Annotated in this window: 18 protein-coding genes; 13 read left to right on the forward strand and 5 right to left on the reverse strand. The window is 37.3% G+C overall.

Going from position 1 to position 23471, the window contains the following annotated elements:
• The first annotated feature begins 2 nt into the window (after positions 1 to 2).
• Positions 3 to 557 (forward strand): STM3941 family protein, encoded by a 555-nt coding sequence (locus FW778_RS08385; RefSeq protein ID WP_150414147.1) that lies wholly within the window; start codon positions 3 to 5, stop codon positions 555 to 557.
• On the opposite strand, the gene FW778_RS08390 is transcribed toward FW778_RS08385, so the two are convergent.
• The 5 genes from FW778_RS08390 to purN all read right to left on the reverse strand — a co-directional run bounded on the left by FW778_RS08390 (position 554) and on the right by purN (position 8401).
• The gene (locus FW778_RS08390) at positions 554 to 3823 is read right to left on the reverse strand and encodes a S41 family peptidase (RefSeq protein ID WP_150414148.1); all 3270 of its coding nucleotides are present in this window, start codon (positions 3821 to 3823) and stop codon (positions 554 to 556) included. The genes FW778_RS08385 and FW778_RS08390 overlap by 4 nt on opposite strands.
• A 184-nt stretch (positions 3824 to 4007) precedes the next feature.
• The gene (locus FW778_RS08395) at positions 4008 to 5492 is read right to left on the reverse strand and encodes an alpha-amylase (protein WP_150414149.1); all 1485 of its coding nucleotides are present in this window, start codon (positions 5490 to 5492) and stop codon (positions 4008 to 4010) included.
• A 172-nt stretch (positions 5493 to 5664) separates the two neighbouring features.
• The gene (locus tag FW778_RS08400) at positions 5665 to 6861 is read right to left on the reverse strand and encodes a dipeptidase (protein ID WP_150414150.1); all 1197 of its coding nucleotides are present in this window, start codon (positions 6859 to 6861) and stop codon (positions 5665 to 5667) included.
• Between the two features lie 89 nt (positions 6862 to 6950).
• Positions 6951 to 7700 (reverse strand): hypothetical protein, encoded by a 750-nt coding sequence (locus tag FW778_RS08405; RefSeq protein WP_150414151.1) that lies wholly within the window; start codon positions 7698 to 7700, stop codon positions 6951 to 6953.
• A 119-nt stretch (positions 7701 to 7819) separates the two neighbouring features.
• Positions 7820 to 8401 (reverse strand): phosphoribosylglycinamide formyltransferase, encoded by a 582-nt coding sequence (purN, locus tag FW778_RS08410; protein ID WP_150414152.1) that lies wholly within the window; start codon positions 8399 to 8401, stop codon positions 7820 to 7822.
• A 349-nt stretch (positions 8402 to 8750) separates the two neighbouring features.
• Between purN and FW778_RS08415 the strand changes: the two genes are divergently transcribed.
• The 12 genes from FW778_RS08415 (at position 8751) to FW778_RS08470 (ending at position 23440) form a co-directional block, all read left to right on the forward strand.
• On the forward strand, positions 8751 to 9995 hold the full coding sequence (locus FW778_RS08415; RefSeq protein ID WP_150414153.1) for a c-type cytochrome: 1245 nt from the start codon (positions 8751 to 8753) through the stop codon (positions 9993 to 9995).
• An 83-nt stretch (positions 9996 to 10078) separates the two neighbouring features.
• The gene (locus FW778_RS08420; RefSeq protein ID WP_150414154.1) at positions 10079 to 13294 is read left to right on the forward strand and encodes a TAT-variant-translocated molybdopterin oxidoreductase; all 3216 of its coding nucleotides are present in this window, start codon (positions 10079 to 10081) and stop codon (positions 13292 to 13294) included.
• A gap of 69 nt (positions 13295 to 13363) precedes the next feature.
• The gene (gene nrfD, locus FW778_RS08425; RefSeq protein ID WP_150414155.1) at positions 13364 to 14815 is read left to right on the forward strand and encodes an NrfD/PsrC family molybdoenzyme membrane anchor subunit; all 1452 of its coding nucleotides are present in this window, start codon (positions 13364 to 13366) and stop codon (positions 14813 to 14815) included.
• A 100-nt stretch (positions 14816 to 14915) separates the two neighbouring features.
• Positions 14916 to 15500 carry a DUF3341 domain-containing protein gene (locus tag FW778_RS08430; RefSeq protein ID WP_150414156.1) on the forward strand — a complete coding sequence of 195 codons (585 nt, stop codon included), beginning with the start codon at positions 14916 to 14918 and terminating at the stop codon, positions 15498 to 15500.
• Positions 15501 to 15575: 75 nt separating this feature from the next.
• Positions 15576 to 16211, forward strand: coding sequence for a c-type cytochrome (locus tag FW778_RS08435; protein ID WP_150414157.1), 636 nt, complete (start codon positions 15576 to 15578; stop codon positions 16209 to 16211).
• 25 nt (positions 16212 to 16236) lie between these two features.
• The gene (locus tag FW778_RS08440; protein ID WP_150414158.1) at positions 16237 to 17472 is read left to right on the forward strand and encodes a quinol:cytochrome C oxidoreductase; all 1236 of its coding nucleotides are present in this window, start codon (positions 16237 to 16239) and stop codon (positions 17470 to 17472) included.
• A gap of 140 nt (positions 17473 to 17612) precedes the next feature.
• Positions 17613 to 18665 carry a cytochrome c oxidase subunit II gene (locus FW778_RS08445; RefSeq protein ID WP_150414159.1) on the forward strand — a complete coding sequence of 351 codons (1053 nt, stop codon included), beginning with the start codon at positions 17613 to 17615 and terminating at the stop codon, positions 18663 to 18665.
• A gap of 35 nt (positions 18666 to 18700) precedes the next feature.
• Positions 18701 to 20509, forward strand: a complete 1809-nt coding sequence (locus FW778_RS08450) for a cytochrome c oxidase subunit I (RefSeq protein ID WP_150414160.1) — start codon at positions 18701 to 18703, stop codon at positions 20507 to 20509.
• 88 nt (positions 20510 to 20597) lie between these two features.
• Positions 20598 to 21500, forward strand: coding sequence for a heme o synthase (gene cyoE / locus FW778_RS08455; RefSeq protein ID WP_150414161.1), 903 nt, complete (start codon positions 20598 to 20600; stop codon positions 21498 to 21500).
• Positions 21501 to 21565: 65 nt separating this feature from the next.
• Positions 21566 to 22120: a cytochrome c oxidase subunit 3 gene (locus FW778_RS08460; protein WP_235906161.1), complete on the forward strand. Its 555-nt coding sequence runs from the start codon at positions 21566 to 21568 to the stop codon at positions 22118 to 22120.
• 96 nt (positions 22121 to 22216) lie between these two features.
• Positions 22217 to 22954: a cytochrome c oxidase subunit 3 gene (locus tag FW778_RS08465; protein ID WP_150414163.1), complete on the forward strand. Its 738-nt coding sequence runs from the start codon at positions 22217 to 22219 to the stop codon at positions 22952 to 22954.
• A gap of 48 nt (positions 22955 to 23002) precedes the next feature.
• The gene (locus FW778_RS08470; RefSeq protein WP_150414164.1) at positions 23003 to 23440 is read left to right on the forward strand and encodes a cytochrome C oxidase subunit IV family protein; all 438 of its coding nucleotides are present in this window, start codon (positions 23003 to 23005) and stop codon (positions 23438 to 23440) included.
• Positions 23441 to 23471 lie beyond the last annotated feature (31 nt).

Consider the following 23471-nt stretch of genomic DNA (forward strand, 5'->3'; position numbering starts at 1 on the left):
GTATGAACGATTCAAGGCAAATTGAAATACAACTTAGTAAAGCCAAATTAATGTTGATGCTTTTTGTTTGTTTTCTTTTTGCAGGGATAGGAGTAGCTTTCGTGATAAATCCATCAAAATATATGAGCTTTATTATGAGGAGTCCTACAATAATATTTATAGCTGGCCTTTTAGGTATTTTATTTTTTGGATTTATCGGCGTTTTTCTTTTCAAAAAGGTTTGGGATAAATCGCCCGGATTAATTATTTCTGAGGAAGGAATAACTGATAATTCGAGTGGCGTGAGCGCTGGTTTTATTCCCTGGACAGATATTATAGCTATTAAAGAAACCAAAGTTGTAAATCAAAAATTTATAAACATAGTTGTAAAAAACCCTCAAGTATATATTGATAGACAAAAAAGTGGATTTAAGAGAAAAGCCATGCAAGCCAATTACAATTTATACAGCACTACTCCGATTGGAATTTCGACGAATGGACTTAAATCAAATTATAAAGAGCTCAAGGCTTTACTCGAAAAAAAATTTTCAGAGGTTAATAACTCAAAGAATTATTAATTGCGATCCTGGTATGCAGGAGTAATCGGTATTTTGTATCCTTTATCTTTTATCAGTGATTTTATTTCTGTAATCGCTCTTTCCAATTGAGGATCTATTCCTTTTGCCATTAAGCCAAGATCTTCATCAACTAATATATCAGGATCAACACCATGTCCTTCTTTAAACCAGGTGCCATCGGGATTAAACATTCTGAAAGAAGGTGCTGTAACCACACCGCCATCTATAAGATCGGGAGTTCCACTGATTCCAATCAATCCACCCCATGTCCGGTTTCCAATTAAAGGACCCAATCCTGCTTTACGGAAATAATCGGGAAAAGCGTCGCCTCCGGAACCGCTCCATCCATTAATCAACATAACCTTTGGACCAAAGTTCGCGAAGGGTGGCCATGGATTACTTTTACCATCGCGTATTGCCCAATAGGCAAGCGGTTTGCGATTGAGCATTTCTATAAATCTATCAGGAATCTGGCCGCCGCTATTGAATCTTTCATCTATTACCAAAGCCTTTTTATCCCATTGTGCATTAAACTGCCTGATCAATTCATTCTGTCCGTCAATACCTGTACTTGGCACATAAATATAACCGACCTCCCCTGCGGTTTCTTCGTCTACCCTCTTACGGTTAGCTTCTACCCATGCCAGGTAACGCAATCTTCCTTCATCTTTCATAGCCTTTACAATCGCGGTTTTAGCGCCTTTCCACGAAGGAGAAGAATTATAAGTTAACTCTATTGTTTTATCCGCAAGTCCCTGGAAAACGGCGAAAGGTTCCTGGGCTGTTGTTAGTGGAACTCCGTTAACCGCGAGTAAATAACTTCCTTCGGGAATATTAACGCCGGGCATATCTAACGGGGATCTTTCTTCCGCATCCCACGCCGCTCCCTTAATAATTTTTTTAATCTTATAAAAATCTCCATCTGCTTCATAGTCCACTCCCAGGTAACCCATGTTCTGGTTATTTTCTTTTTCAAGATCGCCACCACCCTGGTAAGTATGCGAAGAATTAAGCTCACCAATCATTTCACCAATAATATAATTTAATTCTTCTCTTGAACCGGCACCTTCAAGCATTTTTGTATATCGCTCTTTTACCTGGTTCCAGTTTACCCCATGCATGTTTGGATCATAAAAATAATCCCGCTCAATGCGCCAGGCGTCGGTAAGAATTTGTTTCCATTCTTCCATTGGATTAACCAGCATCTGCATTTCAGCAATGCGAAGAGGCTTGTCAAATTTTTGTGATTCTTCAGGCTTAATTATTGCATAAGATTCACCCTGGTGAACCAGTAATTTTAACCGGTCTGCAGACATTTTATAATTATCAACATTATCCAGAATCGTTTTTTCTTCTTTCTTATCTATATCATAAATTTTTAAAGAAGGCTTTCCTTTATCTTCATCTCTTGGCGGAGATTTAATATAAATGATTTTATTTTTTACAGAACCGGGTTTAGAATAATTACCAGCAGGCAACGGAAGAATTTCAAGCCTTGATTCTATTCCATCAAAATCGATATTTACTGCATTTACTTTTACTCTTATTTTTTGAACGGTATCTGTTGCGCTTTTAAATTTGCGTTTTACTTCAACAACTTTAGTTATAGGTTCTGACGCGATTATTTTTACAGTATCATTCTTTGGAAAAAGAATAGACGGAGTTTTTTTCTGTAAGGTAATAACAGCAAGTTGTGTTGAGTTTGAATAAATAAATGAATTATCTATATCACTATAATTTGGCGAAAAAGATTCGTTTGTAAGCAGGTAAATATATTTTCCTTCGCTATCAAAAACAGGATCGGCGCAGCTATAAAAACCTGTGGTAACCTGGTGAAGATTCTTAATTTTATAATCGAAAACAAAAACAGCACTGTGATTATTATCAAGGTCGTGGCTGAAGGTGAGGTATCGTCCATCAGGCGACCAACTGCATGAAAAATTTTCTAAAGCATCATGAAAGTAATGTATTGCATGATCGACCGTTACGGTTTTATTTGTTTCAATATCATATATCTGAATTTTCATGGCTTTATCAATAAAAGCCAATTTCTTACTATCTGGCGACCAAAAAAGGTTGTAACGAAAACCTGCTCCATAACTTGTAAGCTTGAGTGGCCTGTTCTCGGTCGATGGAGTAATCCATAATTCATATTCTCCGGATTGATCGCTCCAGTAAGCAATGTTTTTTCCGTCGGGAGACCATGCGGGATAACGCTCAGCCCTACCCGAAGTTCTTGTAATGTCTTCTACAAATCCATTTTCAGCAGGCAATGAAAAAATATCACCTCTTGCTTCCATTAAAACACGATTGCCATCAGGGCTTATGTCGGCGTGCTGAATATACTTATCAACTTTTTCAATTTTAGATTTCAATAAAGTCTTATCGCTTATCAATGAAACTTTTATTTCATTTGTTTTACCGGATGAAAAATTATACAGATATAAATTTCCTCCTTCTTCAAAAACAATTTCATCAGGGCCTGCAGAAGGGAAATGAATATCATAATCCTTGAAATGAGTAAGTTGTTGGGCAACTTTAGTTTTTGTATCATATTTCCATAAATTCATTCTTACTTCCGGTCCACGATCGGTAAGAAAATAAATTTCATCATTATGCCACATAGGAAATTCATTGCCAGCCTCCGTATCAAGAGCAGTAATATTTTCCGATGTATTATTAGTAAGATTGAAAATATGAATATCGGCTTTCCATCCGCCGCGGTATCTTTTCCAGTTACGAAATGCCTGTGTGCGGAATGTAACGGCCAGTTCTTTTCCGTCAGGAGAATAGGAGGCGAACTCTCCATAAGCCAAGGGAAGTTTTAGTGCGGGTCCGCCTGTAGGCGCAATGGTGTATAATTGATTAAACCTGTCGCGGCCACTTTCTCTTCCCGATGCAAAGAGAACTTTCTTTCCATCAGGTTGCCAGCCAACAACACGATCAGGATAACCATGTGAAGTAAGCCTTACAGGAATTCCGCCGTTAGTTGGAATAACATACACATCTTTGTTGCCGTCATAATTTCCGGTAAAGGCAATACTTTTTCCATCAGGAGAAAATTTTGGGAAACTTTCTACTCCGGTTGGTGAACTTAATTTTACTGCTTCGCCGCCTTGCTTGGGCATTATCCATAAATCGTTTGCATAAGTAAAAACAATTTGTGTTTTTGAAACGTCAGGATATCGGTATAAACCAGCATCGGTTTGCGCAAATAGAGATGTAAAAAGCAATTGAGCGTATAAAAGCAATAATAGATTCTTCATGAGATCATTTTAATATTTAAAATTTGCAGGAGTCTTTTGAGGCTAAACGCAGTTGTTCAGAAATTGAGAGTAAAGTAGTAAAAAATTTATTATGCAAAAGAAGTTTAGGGATGTGTGGTGGTACAGTCGCTTAATAAATTTGCAAAAGAGGTTTATGAATTGATGAATAGTTCCAATTTTTGAGTCACTTAGTTTTTTGGACCCAAACAGAAACGCCGCCGGCGGGTGCAAAAAATTCGCCCCAACCATCTTTATTGATTTTGACTTTTGCTTTATTTTTTCCCATCATATCAATAAATGTTTTTCCTGCATAACGCTTCCCCATTTCCATAGTTTTATTTCCGTTGTCGCCATTAGAAATTACAACGGCGCATCCACGATGTTCATCATCACCTTCCCTTGTCCAGCCTATGCAATTGGCATGGTCGAAATAGTCTCTTTGTGTTCCATAGGCATGTTCACGCCTTGCCTGTAATAGTTTTTCAATGTTCTCAACTCCCGGCATCCAGATGTCATATTCATTGCCATCTTTTCCATAATCTTTGTAATTGGCTCCAAATAAATCAGGGTAAAACACGCATGGATAACCTTCATCCCGCAGCAGCGTTAATGCATAAGCGATAGGCTTGAACCAAGGTTCCACCGGCGCTTCAAGAGCTTGTAAAGGTTGCGTGTCGTGGTTACTTATAACGGTTACTGCTTTGTCCGGCATAATTTTCACCAGAGTGTCATCAAAGATTGTCCGCATGTCAAAATCATTCCCCATATTGGAGGCATTATGAAAATTATGATGCAACGAAGAATCAAAAACGCTCATTCTTCCATGGGTTGCTTCAATATATTTTACCAACAGAGGTAAATGTCCCGGAGCCCAATATTCACCCACTGCAAAAATTTCTTTGCCAGTGCTTTGTCGTAAATTATCTAACCATTCGTTGTAAAAAGACGCAGGAATATGTTTAACCGCATCCAGCCGAACGCCATCAAATTGTGCCTGTTCGAAATACCATTTTCCCCAGCGATGTAGTTCTTCCCTAACGGCGGGATTTCGAAAGTCAATATCGTTATACATGAGGTAATCGTAGTTGCCTTTTTCATCGCCAATCATTTCCTGCCAGCTATCTCCATTGCCGTTTAGTATTCTGAAAACGCCGTCTTCACTGAGGTTGGAAGCATAATCAACCCCGGTGAAACACATGTAATTCCATTCAAAGTCTGAATACTTTTTTTGTCTTCCCGGGAAAGTAAATTTTGTAAAACCTTCTATTTCGAATGGTTCTGAAATGATTTCATTACGGTTATCAGGATTTACTTTTACTACCTGAATTTTTTCAATTTCATCACCTCCGGCTTTGTGGTTTAAAACAATATCCACTATTGCCTGCATTCCTGTAGCACGTATAGCTTCCAATGCTTCAATGTATTCCTGTTTGGTTCCATATTTAGTTCTAACCGATCCTTTCTGATCGAATTCACCTAAATCGTATAAATCATAAATATCATAGCCAGTGCTGTGTCCGCCAGTTGAGGCCTTGCAGGCAGGCGGTAACCAAATAGCTGTGAAACCAAGCTCTTTAAGGCGGGGTGCATCATTTTTTATTTGTTTCCACAAGGTTCCATCCGCCGGGAGGTACCAGTGAAAATATTGTAACATCGTTCCTTTTAACATGCTGCTTTTTTTTGGATAAATACAGGAATAACATTTAAAAACCAGGTTTGTTTAATGCTTAAATTCTCACATCTTTAAGTACCGGATATTGAAATTTTTTTCAAAGGTGTTCAAAAAAGTTGCGTTTACATTGGTACGTTAGTTTGGAATAAAATAATTTTTTGCTTGTTAATTAATTACTTTCTTCATTCTCTTCGAGTAGCCTTATAAAATTACCGCCAAGGATTTTAAAAACATCTTTCCTGCTATAACCTCTTTTCAGCAGTGCTTTAGTTATTTGTGGGTAGCCTGTAATATCTTCCAACTGCTGCGGGGTACTATTGTTTACCCCATCAAAATCTGAACCCAGGCCCACATGATCCACACCAATTAGTTTTACGATATAATCGATATGGTCTATTATTAACGACAATGGCGGCCTCACATTAAAATATTCGTCTTTATATTTTGTATTTAAAATATCGAAGACCATGCCTTTGTCTTTATCGGGATAAATTTTAAGTAAAGAATCTTTTTCATTTTTATGTTTTGACAAAAAAACCATTTCGCGTTTTATGTAATTGCTGTCGAGAAATGCATTATAAAAATTTATATCAATTATCCCGCCATTTTTCCCCACTGCCTTTATCTGGTCATCTTTAAGGTTTCTGAATACAGGACAGATAGTGTATGCGCAACTGTGAGAGACCAATACAGGTTTTGATGTGGTTGCTATAGCATCCCAAAAAGTTTTTTCACCAACGTGAGAGAGGTCGACCAACATCCCCAATTCATTCATATGATGAATTATTTCTTTTCCAAAATCATTTAATCCTTTTGGCTGGTGTAATAAAGAATCATCAGTTTCTTCTTCAGCCGAAGTTGCCCATGGAGTCGAGTTGTTCCATGTAAGCGTCATATATCTAACGCCCATATTATAAAGGGTATCCAAATTACTTATGTCATTTTCTATCATGTGACCGCCCTCTACTCCTATCATTGCCGCGAGCTTTTTTTGTTTAACCGCTTTTAATAAGTCTGTCGAATTTTTTACCAGGGCAATTTTGCCGGGATGCCGTTGTATCGTCGCGTATAAAGTATCTATCTGCGTTTTTGCATAGTTATAAGGATGTTCTTTTTTCCCATCACACCAAATTGAAAATACCTGCACGTCCACGCCGCCTTCGGCAAAGCGCTGTAGATCCGATTGGGTTTTACCTTTCAGATTATCATCAAACCTTACATTTTTTTCGAAACATTGCGTGAGCAAATCATTATGTGTATCAACAAGAATTGCACGCCTATGAATTTTTTTATAAGATTGAGCATTCACTACATGCATTGAAAACATGGAAAAAGAAAATGTGATAAAAAAGAGATAAGATTTCATAAAAAACTATTCATGTAAATACGTGTAAATAATAGAGAGTTCTTCAGCTTACTAAAGATAAAGACCAATGAAAGAATTTTGTGAAATACTTATTGAATTCCTTCTTCTTTTTTAAAAGCGTATGATGTATTTAAAATGTATTGATAAAACTCTGCCAAAGTGCTGGATACTACGAATTGGTAAGAAGGCATATATAATTTCATGTAGCGGGTAAGCGTATCCCCGCTTAAACCCGTAATTCTGTGCACAACTTTTGGGCTGAACCGGTAATTTACATATCGGTCCTGCTCATCCTCAACCAATCTTCTTTGAAACGCAAGATTTTCTTTTCTTCTTCTCACGCTAAACATACCGATCAGAGCATCTAGATCTAAGCCAGCTGCACCTCCAGGCTCAAAGGATGATTGTATACCGGGCTTTTCGTAATTAAAAATTTTTGAATACTCCATTCGGTTTTCTGTCGAGTCACGATGGTAAGTGTTTGAAAAGACGGTTACTCCTCTGAGTAATTTATATTTTGCGTTTATTCTTACCCGTAAGGAGATATCAAAAGAAGTATAATCAGTAATGGATTTTACTGGAAACTTTAACGTAGATTTTCCCCTGAAGAAAAAACTTATTGAATCGCTTTCTGGTACATTTATATGATAAGCACCTAAAGAATCGGTAATGACTTCGGAACCTGAAGTGCTGGTAACAACTACATTGGGAACTCCATAAAGTTTTGTAGAGTCGTAAACAGTTCCGGAGATTCTAACCTGCCCAAAAGACTTGGAAAGTTGCAGCGACAGTAATAAAAATACAACGGGTAAAAGCCTGCTTAGTATAATTTTTTTCAAATTTTTTTATAATTCGTAATATTACATTATTGCCTTTATCAAATTACCTGGTGATATTTATTTTAACGCTGCTTTTTGAAACTTGCATTTTAAAAAGCAGGCCGGGCTTTAAAAAACTCTTATTCGCCGGCTTCCAATAATTTCTCAATTTGTTTTGCATAAAATCTATGCTCAAGCTCGTGTATTTTTTTGGAAAGGCTTTCAACCGTATCATTCTCATCAACCGGACAAGTACTTTGAAAAATAATTTTTCCATGATCGTACTTTTCATCTACGAAGTGGATGGTAATCCCGCTTTGTTTTTCTTTTGCTGCTAGCACAGCCGCATGTACAGCACTTCCGTACATTCCTTTGCCTCCATAATCCGGTAGTAATGCCGGGTGAATATTTATAATTCTATTTTCAAAAGCTTCAGTTAATACTGGTGGAATTTTCCATAAAAAGCCAGCGAGTACAATAAAATCTATGTGTTGTTTTTTTAATTCCGAAACATATCCTGTAAGGCGAAACCATTGTTTTTCTATAAGTAACACTGGCATGTTTTCATTTGCTGCAATTTTTAAAACGCCGGCGCCGGCTTTGTTGCAAACAATTAAGCTGATTTTTATTTTCTCCGAATATTTAAAATGGTCTATAATTTTTTGTGCATTGCTACCCGTTCCGGAGGCAAAAATGGCAACATGTTTTATTTCTTGTTTCATTTATTAACTGGGCTGCATTTTTTAGGTTGAATTAATTGATAGCATTTATATAAACTCATCACGAAGAATTACTAAGTATTCGCCACGCGTTATAATTTTATTTATAAAAGCTTACTATCATCAAAGATGCATTTTTTTTGATTTTAATTGCTCTACAGATTTTAAAAAATCTCGCAGTTTTATTTAATTAATTTATGTGACATTTCTTTTACAATAATTTTAATGATCTTCTACAATGCAGGCTGGGTAAGGCTAAAAAAAAATTAAAAATGTTAACACTTTGTCAACATCCTGCCTTATTTTTGCACCCAATAGAAATTATTCCATTATCAAGATAGGTACTAAGTGTATGAACCAACTCACCAGGCTTTTTCTTAAAATAACCGCGATACTTTTATTTCTTACTTTAATTTCTTCCAGGGAATTGTTGTTTGCAGCAGATGGAGAGACCCTTTTTAAAGCAAACTGTGCAAGTTGCCACAAGCCTCTTGAAGCTTATGTAGGTCCGGCACTTAAAGGTGCAAGGCAAAGAGAACCATCAAAAGATTGGGTATATAAATGGGTTCCCAATACAACAGTAATGGTAAATACCGATCCGTATGCCATGAAGTTAAAATCTCAATTTGGAAATGTAGTAATGACTTCGTTTCCGGATTTGAAAAAAGAAGAAATTGATGCAATACTTGATTGGGCGGACAAATATACCAAGCCAGGGGGAACGCCTGAAGGTCCAGTAACTGAACCACAATCTGATAATTCAATTTTATATGGTCTGCTTACGCTGATACTAGCTGTAATAGGTTTTGTTCTTTTGCAGGTAAACAGCAATCTTAAAAAACTAACTGATGAAAAAGACGGATTAAAATCTCCTACACCTGTTCCCTTTTATCGTAATAAAGCTTATTTGTTATTGGCAATAATTGTTCTCTTTTTATTTGGAGGATATTTTTTAGTTGAAGGTGCCATGGGCTTGGGCAGAATGAAAGGATATCAACCTGTTCAGCCAATTTATTATTCACATAAAGTGCATGCCGGCGACAACCAAATCAGCTGCTTATATTGCCATGGTAATGCCCAGGATAGTAAGCACGCAACCGTGCCGGCAGTTAACGTTTGTATGAATTGCCATATGGCGGTAAAAAGCTACGGTGGCAAGCCATTAGTGAAAGAAGATGGAACTGCGGTAAATGCAAATGGCGAGATTGAAAAATTATACCAATATGCCGGTTGGAATCCTTCTACAAAAACTTATGACAAACCAGGCAAGCCTATTGAGTGGGTAAAAATTCATAACCTTCCTGATTTTGTTTATTTCAATCATTCACAACACGTAAAAGTAGGCCGTGTACAATGCCAGACCTGCCATGGCGAAATTCAAAAAATGGATGAAGTAAAACAATTTGCCGACCTCAGCATGGGCTGGTGTGTCAACTGTCACCGCTCTACCAACGTACAGTTTAATGATGCACAGGGGCATGGTAATAAATTTTATAGCATTTACGAAAAATTTCACGAGGATATTAAAAATAATAAATACGATAGTGTAACGGTTGAAAAGATCGGCGGGACCGAATGTATGAAATGCCACTATTAATATAACCGCTGTTAAAAATAGATGCAAAGTGCATAATAAAGCCTTTTAAATTTTTGGATTTTAGAATTTTCAAATAGAAATAAATGAGTGATAAAAAGTATTGGCAAAATTTTGAGGAGCTTAATCAAAACGAAGCTGAGCAAAAGAAGTTGAAAAAAGAATTTAAAGAAGAGCTTCCTTTTGAAGATTTATCTAACGAGAATATTTTTAATGCCAAAACTCCACGTAGAGATTTTTTGAAATACATGGGGTTTAGCACCGCTGCAGCAGCCCTTGCTGCAAGTTGTGAAATGCCCGTTCGAAAAGTGATTCCTTTTTTGCACAAGCCGGATGATATGATCCCGGGTATTTCAAATTATTACGCATCAACGTATATAAACGATGGAGATGCTGTTCCGGTTGTGGTTAAACAAAGAGAAGGCAGGCCAATTAAAATAGAAGGAAATGATCTTTCATCACTTACTAATGGCGGAACCTCGGCACAATGCCAATCGTCAGTACTAGATTTATACGACACAACGCGCCTTCGCTATCCGCAGGCAAATGGGAAAGAAGCTACGTTTGAAGCAATAGATAAAATGTTAGCTGCAGGATTGACGGCTAATGCCGGAAAGCCGGTTGTACTATTAACCTCATCAATTACTTCACCCTCCACCAAGCAAATTATTTCAGAATTTCTTGCAAAATATCCAGGGAGTCGCCATGTTCAATACGATGCTGTTTCTTACAGCGGGATGATATTGGCGAACGAGGCATCTTATGGTAAAAAAGCAATTCCTGCTTATCATTTTGAAAATGCAAAAGTAATTGTGAGTCTCGGTGCCGATTTCTTAACGACCTGGCTAAGTCCGGTAGTTTTTGCAAATCAGTATGCTCAGAATCGCAGAATAGATGAAGAGAAACCTTCGATGAGTAAGCATTTCCAGTTTGAGAGTCATTATAGCATTACCGGGGCAAATGCGGATGAGCGCTATTTACATAAGCCATCTGAAACAGGTGCAGTTGCACTCGCGCTTCTAGGTGCACTAGGTGGCGGAACTTCTTCTAATATTTCGGGGAAAGTTGCTGAAGGAATTAAAAAGGCTGCGGCGGAACTTTCTGCCAACAAAGGAGCCGCTCTTGTGGTTTGTGGAAGTAACGACCCCAATATTCAAATAATTGTAAACGCAATAAATGAAGCCATAGGTGCGGGTGGTAAAACGATTGACTGGAACACCCCCGTTAACTATCGCCAGGGCATAGACGCAGATGTGCTTGCACTTACTAACGATCTTAACGCAGGAAATGTAGGTGCGCTTTTAGTTTATGGCGCTAACCCAGCCTATAGCTTTTTTGCGGCAGATAAATTTATTGCTGGGGTAAAAAAATGCCCATTCACAGTTTCTTACAGCGAAAAAATGGATGAAACAACAGAACTGTGCAAATATATTGTTCCGTCTCATCACTGGCTGGAATGCTGGGGAGATGCAGAAATGCAAACAGGTTACGTAAGTGTAATTCAACCTATTATTCATCCATTATTTAAGACCCGCCAGTTTGAAAGCTCTCTTTTGAAACTTACGGGCAATGCAAATGATTACGAAGCTTATTTTAGAAATTATTGGATTACTAAATTAGGTAGCGTTGAGAATTTTGAAAAGTTTTTACAAGATGGGGTAATTGAAAATTCACAACTTAAAACACAATCAGCCTTCGTTAATGTTTCTGATTTAACTTCAGCAACTGCTGGTGTAACTTCTGCAGAAGAAGCTGATTCTGCTTCTCAAAAAATAAATCCTGCTGTGCCACTTCCGGTAATGTCAGGAGCCACATTTTCCGGCAACGTGGCCGATGCTGCATCGAAAATTAGCAGCATTAAAGGAGGAGAAACTGAAATGGTTTTATATCAAAAGGTATCTATAGGAACAGGCAGCCGTGCAAATAATGCGTGGCTACAGGAAGTAAGTGACCCTATTTCGAAAGCCACCTGGGATAATTACGCAATGATATCCCCTCAAATGGGAAAGTCTCTGTTTGGTGTAGATATTTTTAACCGGAATGATATGGACAAATATGAAGTCCACATTCAAAAGCCCATTATTAAAGTTACAGTTAATGGAAAAACAATAGAAATTCCGATCCTTATAATGCCTGGAATTCATCCCAATGTAATTGCAATGGCTGTAGGATACGGAAGACAAAGTATTAATAAAGATAAAACGGCTGAATACATCGGGCCTGCTGCAAATGGTGTAGGAGTTAATGTATATCCGCTTGCTTATTATAATGGCACAACTGTTATTTATTCAGCCCCGGTGACTATTGAAAACACCGGTGATACTTATCCAATCGCTCAAACCCAGGTTCACCAAATTACTGAAGGAAGGCCCGTGGTAAGAGAAACAACTCTTGCAAATTTTATTGCAAGGCCCGGCGAAGTGCAGGAAGAAAGGGAAAAGGAGTTAAAAAAGTTCGGTGAAAGTTTTGAGCGTGATGGCACACTCTATCCTGTAATTGATAAGCCCGGAATTAAATGGGGGATGAGTATTGATCTTAATACTTGTATTGGGTGCTCTGCATGTACGGTTGCGTGCGTTGCCGAAAATAATATTTCCACCGTAGGTAAATATGAAGTATCAAGATTTCATGACATGCAGTGGATTCGCATTGATAGGTATTTTACAGGGGATCCGCAAAATCCTGACATCGTTTTTCAACCAATGACATGCCAGCAGTGCGACAATGCCCCTTGCGAGAATGTTTGCCCCGTATCTGCAACTAACCATAGCAGCGAGGGAATTAATCAAATGGTATATAACAGGTGTATTGGAACCAAATATTGCGCAAACAACTGCCCTTATAAAGTTCGTCGTTTCAATTGGGCAGATTATAACGGAGCAGATAGTTTCCCTGATAACCAAAGAGGAATTATTTCTGATGCTACAACTGAGCTAAATGCAGATTTGGAAAGAATGGTACTCAATCCTGATGTAACCGTACGTTCAAGAGGGGTAATGGAAAAATGTAGTTTTTGTGTACAACGCTGCCAGGAAGGCAAATTAAATGCTAAAAAAGAAGACAGGCCACTTAAAGATATGGAAGTTAAAACTGCGTGTATGCAGGCGTGCCCAACACACGCAATTGTGTTTGGAAATGTAAATGATAAGGATAGTCAAATTTCGAAATTAAGAGCCAGGGCACAAAATGAAAGAAAATTTTATGTGCTTGAGGAGTTACACACATTACCTAATGTTAACTACCTGGAAAAAATTAGAAATACGGATAGAAGAGTTGGGAGTTTTGTTGAAAAAGAAAGCTAATTATTATACAACGGATCGATAAATTAATAGAATACAGCATTCAAACTGTAGCAAAAGCTAAAATAGAATATGTCATTATTAAAATACGAATCCCAATTGAGGGAACCTTTGGTAGATGGAGATAAAGATTATCACCAGGTAACGGAAGATATCATTGGACCAATTGAAGCGAAGCCCGGCCGGCTTTGGTACATTGGGCTTTCTATTGCATTATGTCTTTTGCTTTTTGGGGTCTATTCTGTTTACCGGGAAGTAGTTTATGGTATTGGCCAATGGAATCTGAATCATACCATAGGATGGGGCTGGGATATCACCAACTTTGTATGGTGGATTGGTATCGGTCATGCGGGTACTTTAATTTCTGCAATTCTTCTATTGTTCAGGCAAGGTTGGAGAACCGGTGTGAACAGGGCTGCAGAAGCGATGACAATTTTTGCTGTTATGTGTGCGGGACAATTCCCGATATTTCACATGGGCCGGGTATGGGTTGGCTTTTATGTAATGCCTTATCCCAACAGTCGCGGACCTCTTTGGCCAAATTTTAATTCAGCGTTATTGTGGGACGTATTTGCGGTATCCACTTACTTTACCGTTTCATTGTTGTTTTGGTATTCGGGTTTGTTGCCAGATTTAGCGACGGTGCGTGACAGGGCTAAAACCAAATTTAGAAAAATGTTTTATGGGCTGGCTTCTTTTGGGTGGACTGGAAGTACCAAGCACTGGCAGCGTCATGAAAGTCTTTCGCTTGTTTTAGCGGGTTTAGCCACACCCCTTGTATTATCAGTACATACGATAGTATCCATGGACTTCGCCACCTCGGTAATTCCTGGCTGGCATACAACAATATTTCCTCCTTATTTTGTTGCGGGCGCAATTTTTTCAGGATTTGCAATGGTGCAATCACTATTAATTATTACCCGCAAAGTTTTACACTTGGAAGATTATATAACGGTAGGGCATATTGAAGCCATGAATAAAGTAATTGTTCTTACAGGCTCTATTGTTGGTATCGCCTATTTAAGTGAATTGTTTATTGCGTGGTATAGCCAAAATCCATATGAATGGTGGGCTTTTCGGCAAAACCGGGTAAATATTTTCAGCCCGTATGGCTGGGCATATTATGGAATGATGTTTTGTAATGTTGTATCACCTCAATTATTTTGGTCAAGGAAATTACGGAGAAATATAACTTTTACTTTCTTCATGGCGGTATTGGTAAATGTGGGAATGTGGTTTGAAAGGTTTGTAATTATAGTAACTTCAATTTACAGGGATTTTCTTCCTTCATCATGGAGTACTTATTATAGCCCTAGCATTTGGGAAGTTGGATTTTATCTTGGTACGTTCGGGCTGTTCTTTACGTGTTATTTTCTTTTTGCTAAATATTTTCCTGTAATTGCCGTTGCGGAAATTAAAGCGATTTTAAAAACCAGTGGAGAAAATTATAAAGTGAAAATGACACCAACCGAAAAAATGGATGCTGAAAAATTCTATATTGAAGAAGTAGAGCATGCGCATTAATAATACTTTTTTAAACTGAAGAAAAAATATTTGTGAAAAAGATTCTAATAAATAACACTTTAAATTATCCTTCTAAAGGAGAAATTTGGGAGGCATTAGTATGAGAAAAAAATTTGTAGTAGGTTGTTTCGATGATGAAAAAGTTCTATTTCCTGCAGTTAAGAATGTACGGAGAGCTGGCTATAAAATACACGACGTTTATACTCCATTTCCTGTTCATGGGCTTGATCATGCCATGGGATTGAGAGAAACAAGTTTGCATACTGTAGGTTTCATTTTTGGATTGACCGGAACAAGTATTGCAATTGGAGGAATGGGATGGATATTTACTACAGATTGGCCCTTGAATATTGGCGGTAAACCTCATTTTCCATTACCGGCATTCATTCCAATTACCTTTGAACTTACCGTATTACTTTCTGCAATAAGCATGGTATATACTTTTTGCTGGCTTTGCAAAATGATGCCCGGTGTTAAGAAACATCACTTTCATCCCAGGGCAACTGATGATCTTTTTGTGATGGTAATTGAATGTACTGCAAAAACGAATGAAACCGAAGTACAAAGTTTTTTGCAAAATAACGGCGCTATTGAAATAAATGTTCAGGAAGCCGAAGATGGATGGTGGTTTGGTCGTTATGATAAAGAGCAAAAACTATACAGAACCGAAGAAGTTGGATATTAATGGATTTGTAAAAGAATGCAGAGCAGAAGTTTTTGGAAGTATAAATTAAAATTGATTGGATATTATTTTTGAAGTATGAAAAAAATAAAAATTCTTATTGCTTTTTCTTTGATAGCAACATTAGTAATAATGTTTGAAAGCTGCGATAGCAAACGCGAACCGGGAAAAATATATATGCCGGATATGACTTACAGCCGAGCCTATGAAGCCTATGCACCTAATAGCCTAAAAGCGGAGAATATTAATTATATTCCGTATCCTGTTGAAGGTACCATAAGAAGGGGAGATTTATTTCCCTTTACGCTCCCTAAAGACTCGACAGGTTATGCAATGAGTAAAGATGTTAAAGACCCTCTGCCACCTCTTGATTCCGTACAAATGGGCGAAGCGCAAAGACTATTTAATATTAATTGTGCCATTTGCCATGGTCCTAAATTAGATGCGCAAGGTCCGTTGGCTACCGGGGGGAAAGTACCCGCGGTTGCAAATTTAACATTGAAACAATATGTCGACATGCCTGTAGGAACAATGTTTTACTCGGTAACTTATGGGAAAAATAATATGGGAAGTTATGCCTCTCAATTAACCCGCGAGCAAAGATGGATGGTTATACAATATGTGAAATCACAACAGTTGAAAGGTAGTGAGTCTACAGATTCAACCAAAACGACAAGTGGAACAGTAAAGGATTCCCTAGCTGTAAAAAAATAAGTTTAATTCTAAAAATAATTTTTTAATGAACAATCAGTATGTAACACCGGCAATATATAAGAAGTTTTCAGTCGGATTTATGATTGCAGGATTGCTTACTTTAATTTTGGGAGTTATCTTTCTAAATCCCGGCGCCGGTTCAAACGGGGACAATTTAAATAGCACACGATTTTGGGCCGTACTGCTTCAAAACGGCTTGTTTTGGCTATTCCTGGTAAACACAGCAACCTTTTTTATGGTAATTTGTATACTTGCAATGTCAGGCTGGCAAGTAGCATTTCGGAGGGTAACGGAGGCTATATCTTCAGTAGTACCGCTAATGTCTATTCTTACATTATTAATTTTGTTTTGTATCGTGTTTGGTCATCGCGGCGATATTTATCCTTGGGTGAATAAAGACCTCGTAAGCCACGACGAAGTAATCAAGGGGAAGTCAGGTTTTTTAAATCCTGGATTTTATTCTATCGCATCACTTTTATTTATAGGTATATGGTCATTGATCAGTAAGAAACTAAGAGATTTTAGCAAAGAAAGTGATAGCATCGGTACCATGGATTATGAAAAAGGTAAAAAATGGGTAAATAGAAATTTCTTTTGGGCAGCCGTTTATATTGTATCCTTTGGCCTATCGGTTGGTTCTACACTACCATGGCTTTGGATAATGAGTATCGACGCACATTGGTTTAGCACAATGTTTAGCTGGTATACATTTGGAAGTACCTTTGTTTCCGGCATGGCGCTTATTACAATATTTGTAATTTATTTTAAAAATCAAGGGCAGCTTCAGTTTGTAACTCAGGAACATTTGCAGGATCTCGGTAAATATATATTTGCTTTTTCTATTTTATGGACTTACCTCTGGTTCGATCAGTTTATGCTTATCTGGTATGGAAACATACCGGAAGAAACGATCTATTTTAAATCCAGGCTGCAGGGAACTTATGAAGGACTTTTTTATTTAAATCTCGTTTTAAACTTTTTATGCCCCTTCCTGATATTTATGAAGAGGGCACCCAAAAGGAATTATACTGTTGTCACGTTTATGTGTATACTTATTATTTTTGGGCATTGGATAGATTTTTACCTTATGATTATGCCAGGAACGGTAAAAAATAATCCTCACTTAAGCTGGTTTGAGTTTGGAATTCCTTTGGGTTTCATAGGTTTTATTATGTGGGGAGTAAGTCGTTTTGCATCAAAGATGCCAATGACGCCTGTCAATCACCCATTTCTTAAAGAAAGTATTGTTCATCATACGTAAGAAAAGGAATATTTCAAACGGGGTTTATTTTAAATTAGAACAAAAGACATAAGAATAAATTTAGGGAAATTATAAAATACATCAAAAGTACCTTTGCGCCGTCCTCTATTTAAGGGCAGCATTGGGGAAAATTAAGAAACATGACTGACTTTTTTTTGATAGCGATCATTGTGCTGATATTCCTGGTTATTTTCCAGATATCAAAAGCCAGTGAATATGTAAGCATTTTAAAGGGTGAAGAAAAATCCAGGAAGCAGAATAATAAAATAAATGGATTTTTTATGATCGCCTTTCTAATTGCAGGTCTTATAGGCGTGTGGTATTGTAATAAGTTGTATTATCCTAAGACTTTATTTACTCAGGGAGCTGCCTCTGTAGAAGGGAAAAGTATAGATACTATGTTATGGATTACCATTGTGGTAACAGGAACGGTGTTTTTTATAACTCAAATATTATTGTTTTGGTTTTCTTTTAAATACCAGGAAAGCGACAAAAGAAAACCATTATATTTTACGCACAGTAATAAATTAGAATTAATATGGACGGGAATACCGGCAATAGTATTAACAGTGTTAGTTGTCTTTGGGTTGAAGTACTGGTTTAAGTTTACATCCGATGCACCAAAAACGGCGCAGTTAGTTGAAATAACAGGTCATCAGTTTGGATGGGAAATTCGATACCCTGGAAAGGATGGAGTACTGGGAAGAAAAAATTATAAACTTACAAATCCTGCAAAGGCAAATCCATTAGGCGTTGATTGGTCCGATGCAGCAAGTCACGATGATATACATGTAGCAACAACTATGCATGTGGTGGTAAATAAACCCGTAAAACTTGTAATAAATTCCCAGGATGTTATTCATGATGTTGGGCTTCCCCATTTTCGTATGAAGATGGATGCTGTACCCGGCACTCCCACTACTATGTGGTTTACGCCAATTTATACTACCGCACAAATGAAGGAAAAAACAGGTAATCCTGATTTTACCTACGAGATAGCTTGTGATCAGTTATGTGGTAGAGGACATTATACAATGCGCGGTGTTATTATTGTTGAAACGCAACCGGAGTTTGATGCGTATATGGCTTCTCAAAAACCTGAATATTACAAAGCTTTCCCAGACCTGGATCCTGACAAAGTTGCCGTAAATGATTCAACTTCTAAGAGCGTAGCACAAAATATTAAGAAATAAAATTTAAGCCCAAAGGCTTTTTAAAATATATCATTATGAACAACGACGAGGTTATACATGAGACACCGCTGGTAGTGCATGATCTGGGCCATGAGGCGCACACGCACCATCATAAAGAAACTTTTATTACAAAATATGTATTTAGCCAGGATCATAAAATGATCTCAAAGCAGTTTCTTATTACAGGAATAATCTGGGCTGTTATTGGAGGATTATTTTCTGTAATATTTCGCTTGCAATTGGGATATCCTGATCAAACATTTCCATTTCTTGAAGATATTTTAGGCCATTGGGGAAAAGGTGGTAAGATTGATCCTGAATTTTATTATGCACTGGTTACCATGCACGGAACCATTCTTGTATTTTTTGTGCTTACGGCTGGATTGAGTGGAACTTTTTCCAACTTTTTGATACCCTTGCAAGCGGGAGCAAGAGATATGGCTTCTCCTTTTTTGAATATGCTCTCCTACTGGTTTTTCTTTTTATCATCTGTTATAATGTTTTCTTCCCTATTTGTTCAAACAGGTCCGGCAAGCGGGGGTTGGACTATATATCCACCTTTAAGTGCTTTGGGTGAGGCTTCAGATGGCGCGAAAATGGGGATGGATTTATGGCTTGCAAGTATTGCGATGTTTATAATTTCGGTACTCCTTGGTGGATTGAATTACATTTCTACCATTTTGAATATGCGGACTAAAGGAATGAGTATGACCAGAATGCCTCTTACCATTTGGGCATTTTTCTTTACTGCTGTATTAGGAGTGTTATCATTCCCTGTGTTATTGTCAGCCGTAGTATTATTGTTATTTGACCGTCATCTTGGAACCAGCTTTTACCTTAGCGATATCGTGATCAATGGAAAAATTCTTCCTAATCAGGGAGGAAGCCCTATTTTATTTCAACATTTATTTTGGTTTTTGGGCCACCCGGAAGTTTATATTATTGCCTTACCGGCTATGGGTATTACGTCTGAAGTAATATCGGTAAATTCAAGGAAACCAATATTTGGCTATATGGCAATGGTGGGTTCTTTTTTTGCAATTGCAAGCTTATCTTTCATGGTTTGGGCACATCATATGTTTGTAACTGGAATGAATCCCTTCCTGGGCTCATTCTTTGTATTGCTTACTTTGCTTATAGCAGTACCTTCAGCCATAAAAGTATTCAATTGGCTTACCACGTTGTGGAAAGGCAATATTCGCTTTACACCCGCTATGCTTTTTGCAATCGGTTTTGTGAGTTTATTTATTTCGGGGGGATTAACAGGGATATGGCTGGGTAACTCGTCTCTTGATATTCATTTGCACGATACTTATTTTGTAATTGCGCATTTTCACCTTGTTATGGGAGTTGCTTCTATGTTTGGGATGTTTGCCGGCATTTATCACTGGTATCCTAAAATGTATGGCAGATATATGAATAATACACTTGCCTACATCCATTTCTGGGTAACGATAGCCGGGGCTTATTGTATATTCTGGCCTATGCATTACGAAGGATTAGCGGGTATGCCAAGACGTTATTATGATTTTAGCAACTGGGAATCATTTAAAATGTTTGGGGGGCTCAACGAATTTATAAGCGTAGTTGCCATGATAGTTTTTTCCGTTCAGCTATTGTTTATTTTTAATTTCTTCTATTCGATATTTAAAGGCAGAAAAGTTACTACCACGAATCCATGGGGCGCTAATACTTTGGAATGGACCACACCTATTAGGCCTGGACATGGAAATTGGCCTGGTGAAATTCCGGAAGTTCATCGCTGGGCTTATGATTATGGAAAAGATGGAAGAGATTTTATTCCGCAGACAGAACCTGTGGGAGCAGATGAACAGCGACATTAATTTTGCGGCGTTATGGTTAATGTGGTAATAATTTAAATTTATACTAATGCCCTGAACATTCAGGGCTTTTTTAAAATAGAATTTATAGATGAATAATGTGGCAACAGATTTACCAAATTCATTTTCGTTTGCACTTGCAAGTAAAGTGAAAGATTACTTTCAGCTGATAAAATTTACATTAAGCTTTACAGTTGTTTTTAGTTGCGTGGTTTGTTATCTGCTGGCGCCAAATATTCAATTTAATTTTCTATCAGTTCTTTTATTATTTATTGCCGGGATGCTGATAACTGGTTCGGCTAATGCAATTAACCAGATAGTAGAGAAAGATACGGACGCGCTGATGAAGCGAACAGCGGGCCGGCCTGTAACTGCAGGAAGAATGGGAGTGAATGAAGCATGGATGTTTTCTCTCCTTACGGGACTTGCCGGGGTTATTTTAATGGGATATTACTTTAACTGGCTGAGTGCGATGCTTGGTTTATTCAGTTTGGTTTTATATGCATTTATCTATACGCCTCTTAAAAAAATAAATTCAATTTCGGTATTGGTGGGCGCTTTCCCGGGAGCATTACCCTGTTTAATAGGATGGGTGGCCGCCACAGATGGATTTAGTGCAGGAGGATGGATATTATTTGGTATACAGTTTTTATGGCAATTTCCACATTTTTGGGCGATAGCTTGGGTCGCTCATAAGGATTACGAAAAAGCGGGATTTAAATTATTACCCGGCAGGGAAGGGCCTACTAAATTTACTGCGTTGCAATCAGTTATTTATTCAATGCTCATGATACCTGTAGGAATGTTGCCCTTTTATTTTCATTTAAGTGGAAATATTTCGTTGTGGATTTTATTGGCCTGTAATCTTACAATGGTATACTTAAGCATAATGCTGTTTATACAAATGAATGTGAAGGCCGCAAGAAAAGTAATGTTTGGATCTTACTTTTATTTGCTGGTTGTTCTCTTATCATTATTATTTGATAAACTGTAAAGTGAGATTGGGAAAAGAATTAAAAACAATTACTTAGAAAGGACTGATAATTTATGATAGCCGTGATGAAGCAGGAAAATAAAAGAATACATCCACACAAATTTACTTTGTGGATTGCTTTGGCAAGCATCATAATGATGTTTACAGGGTTAACCAGTGCCTACATCATAAAGCGCAACCTGGCGAATTGGATCACTTTTGAATTACCACAAATTTTTTGGTATTCTACAGCAGTAATAATTATAAGCAGCATAACGATAATCATTAGCCGAAATTATTTCAGGCAAAGGCAAATGAAGCAATACAGGCTTTGGCTTGCAATTACTTTGGTATTGGGAATTGCATTTGTATTGATGCAGTATATAGGATTTACCCAATTATGGCATAGCGGTATTACGCTTACAAAGAATGTATCATTTTCATTTTTATACATACTCGTAGGCCTGCATGCATTGCATGTAATAGGAGGTGTAGTAGCTCTTGGAATTGTATTAGTAAAAGCATATAGCCCAAGAGTAAAAACTTATAATATTGTTCCGGTTGATCTTATTAATACCTATTGGCATTTTGTAGATCTGCTATGGATATACCTGTTAATATTTTTATCAATGATAAGATAATGGAAACGCCACAATTGATAGAGGCATTGAAATAATAAACGCTATAATAATTGAACAATTAATTTATTTTTGTAACAACTTTTTAACGACTAATAAATGGAAACAGCGCTGACAAGAACAAAATCACAGTTATGGAGCGGCGGCAAAAGCCCCTATAACGTTAGCTACGGGAAATTGATGATGTGGTTTTTTTTAATGAGTGATTCTTTCACCTTTGGTGCATTTTTAATTTCCTATGGCTCCATACGTTTCAGCCTCAACAACTGGGTTGATCATAATTATGTCTTCAACAAATTTCCATTAACAGGGGAGGCGAACCTTCCTTTGGCATTTGTAAGTTTAATGACTTTCATTCTTATTTTCAGCTCTGTAACAATGGTATTGGCTGTGCATGAAGGACATAAAATGAATAAAAAGGGTGTTGAAAAATGGATGATACTTACCATACTCGGTGGGCTGGCATTTTTAACCTGCCAGGCCTGGGAATGGACTCACCTTATCACAAGTCGTCATAAAGTTTTAGTAGATGGCGTTATACAATATTGGGGAACAACAACAAGCCACAACCCATGGGGGCCACACGTAATGTTTAATGGCGAAATGGTTGCCACACCTGGCCCTGTTGCATTTGGAGGATATTTCTTTGGTATTACAGGGTTTCATGGCTTTCACGTATTTAGTGGGGTTGTAATAAATTTAGTTATGCTCATTAAAACCAAAATAGGCGATTTTCAAAAACGTGGCCATTATGAGATGATTGAAAAAGCCGGGCTATACTGGCACTTCGTGGACCTTGTATGGGTTTTTGTATTCCTTTGTTTTTATTTAATTTAATTTTTTAAGAGAAAGAAAAATATTTAGTTCAAAGATTAAAGAAATTATATGTCTGCAGTTACAACAACACATGCAATTGATCATAGTCATGGCGAAGCACAGGTTAAGAGAATATGGAAGGCCTTCTGGATATTATTAATACTTACCATTATTGAATTGGGACTCGGGCTATCTATTTATTATATAGATTTGGAAGCTAATCCAAGCGAAACACTCATTTTATTTTTAAAAGGTGTTATAACAATTCTTACATTGGCAAAAGCATTTTATATTATATCAATTTTTATGCACTTGGGAGATGAGGTAAGAAATCTTATTATGTCTCTTGGAATACCGGCGCTTCTTTTTATTTGGTTTATTTTTACATTCTTATACGAAGGGAATAGCTATAGAAACCTGCGTAATACCGATGCGGGTAGCCGTCCATACATTGAAAAAGTTCAACATCAACCTGTTCCTGCTATGAAAGAAGGAGAAAAAAATTGATAGGAATTATTATTCAGTTAAAAAAAATATT

It is taken from the genome of Ginsengibacter hankyongi (assembly GCF_008710285.1).
Classification (GTDB): domain Bacteria; phylum Bacteroidota; class Bacteroidia; order Chitinophagales; family Chitinophagaceae; genus Ginsengibacter; species Ginsengibacter hankyongi.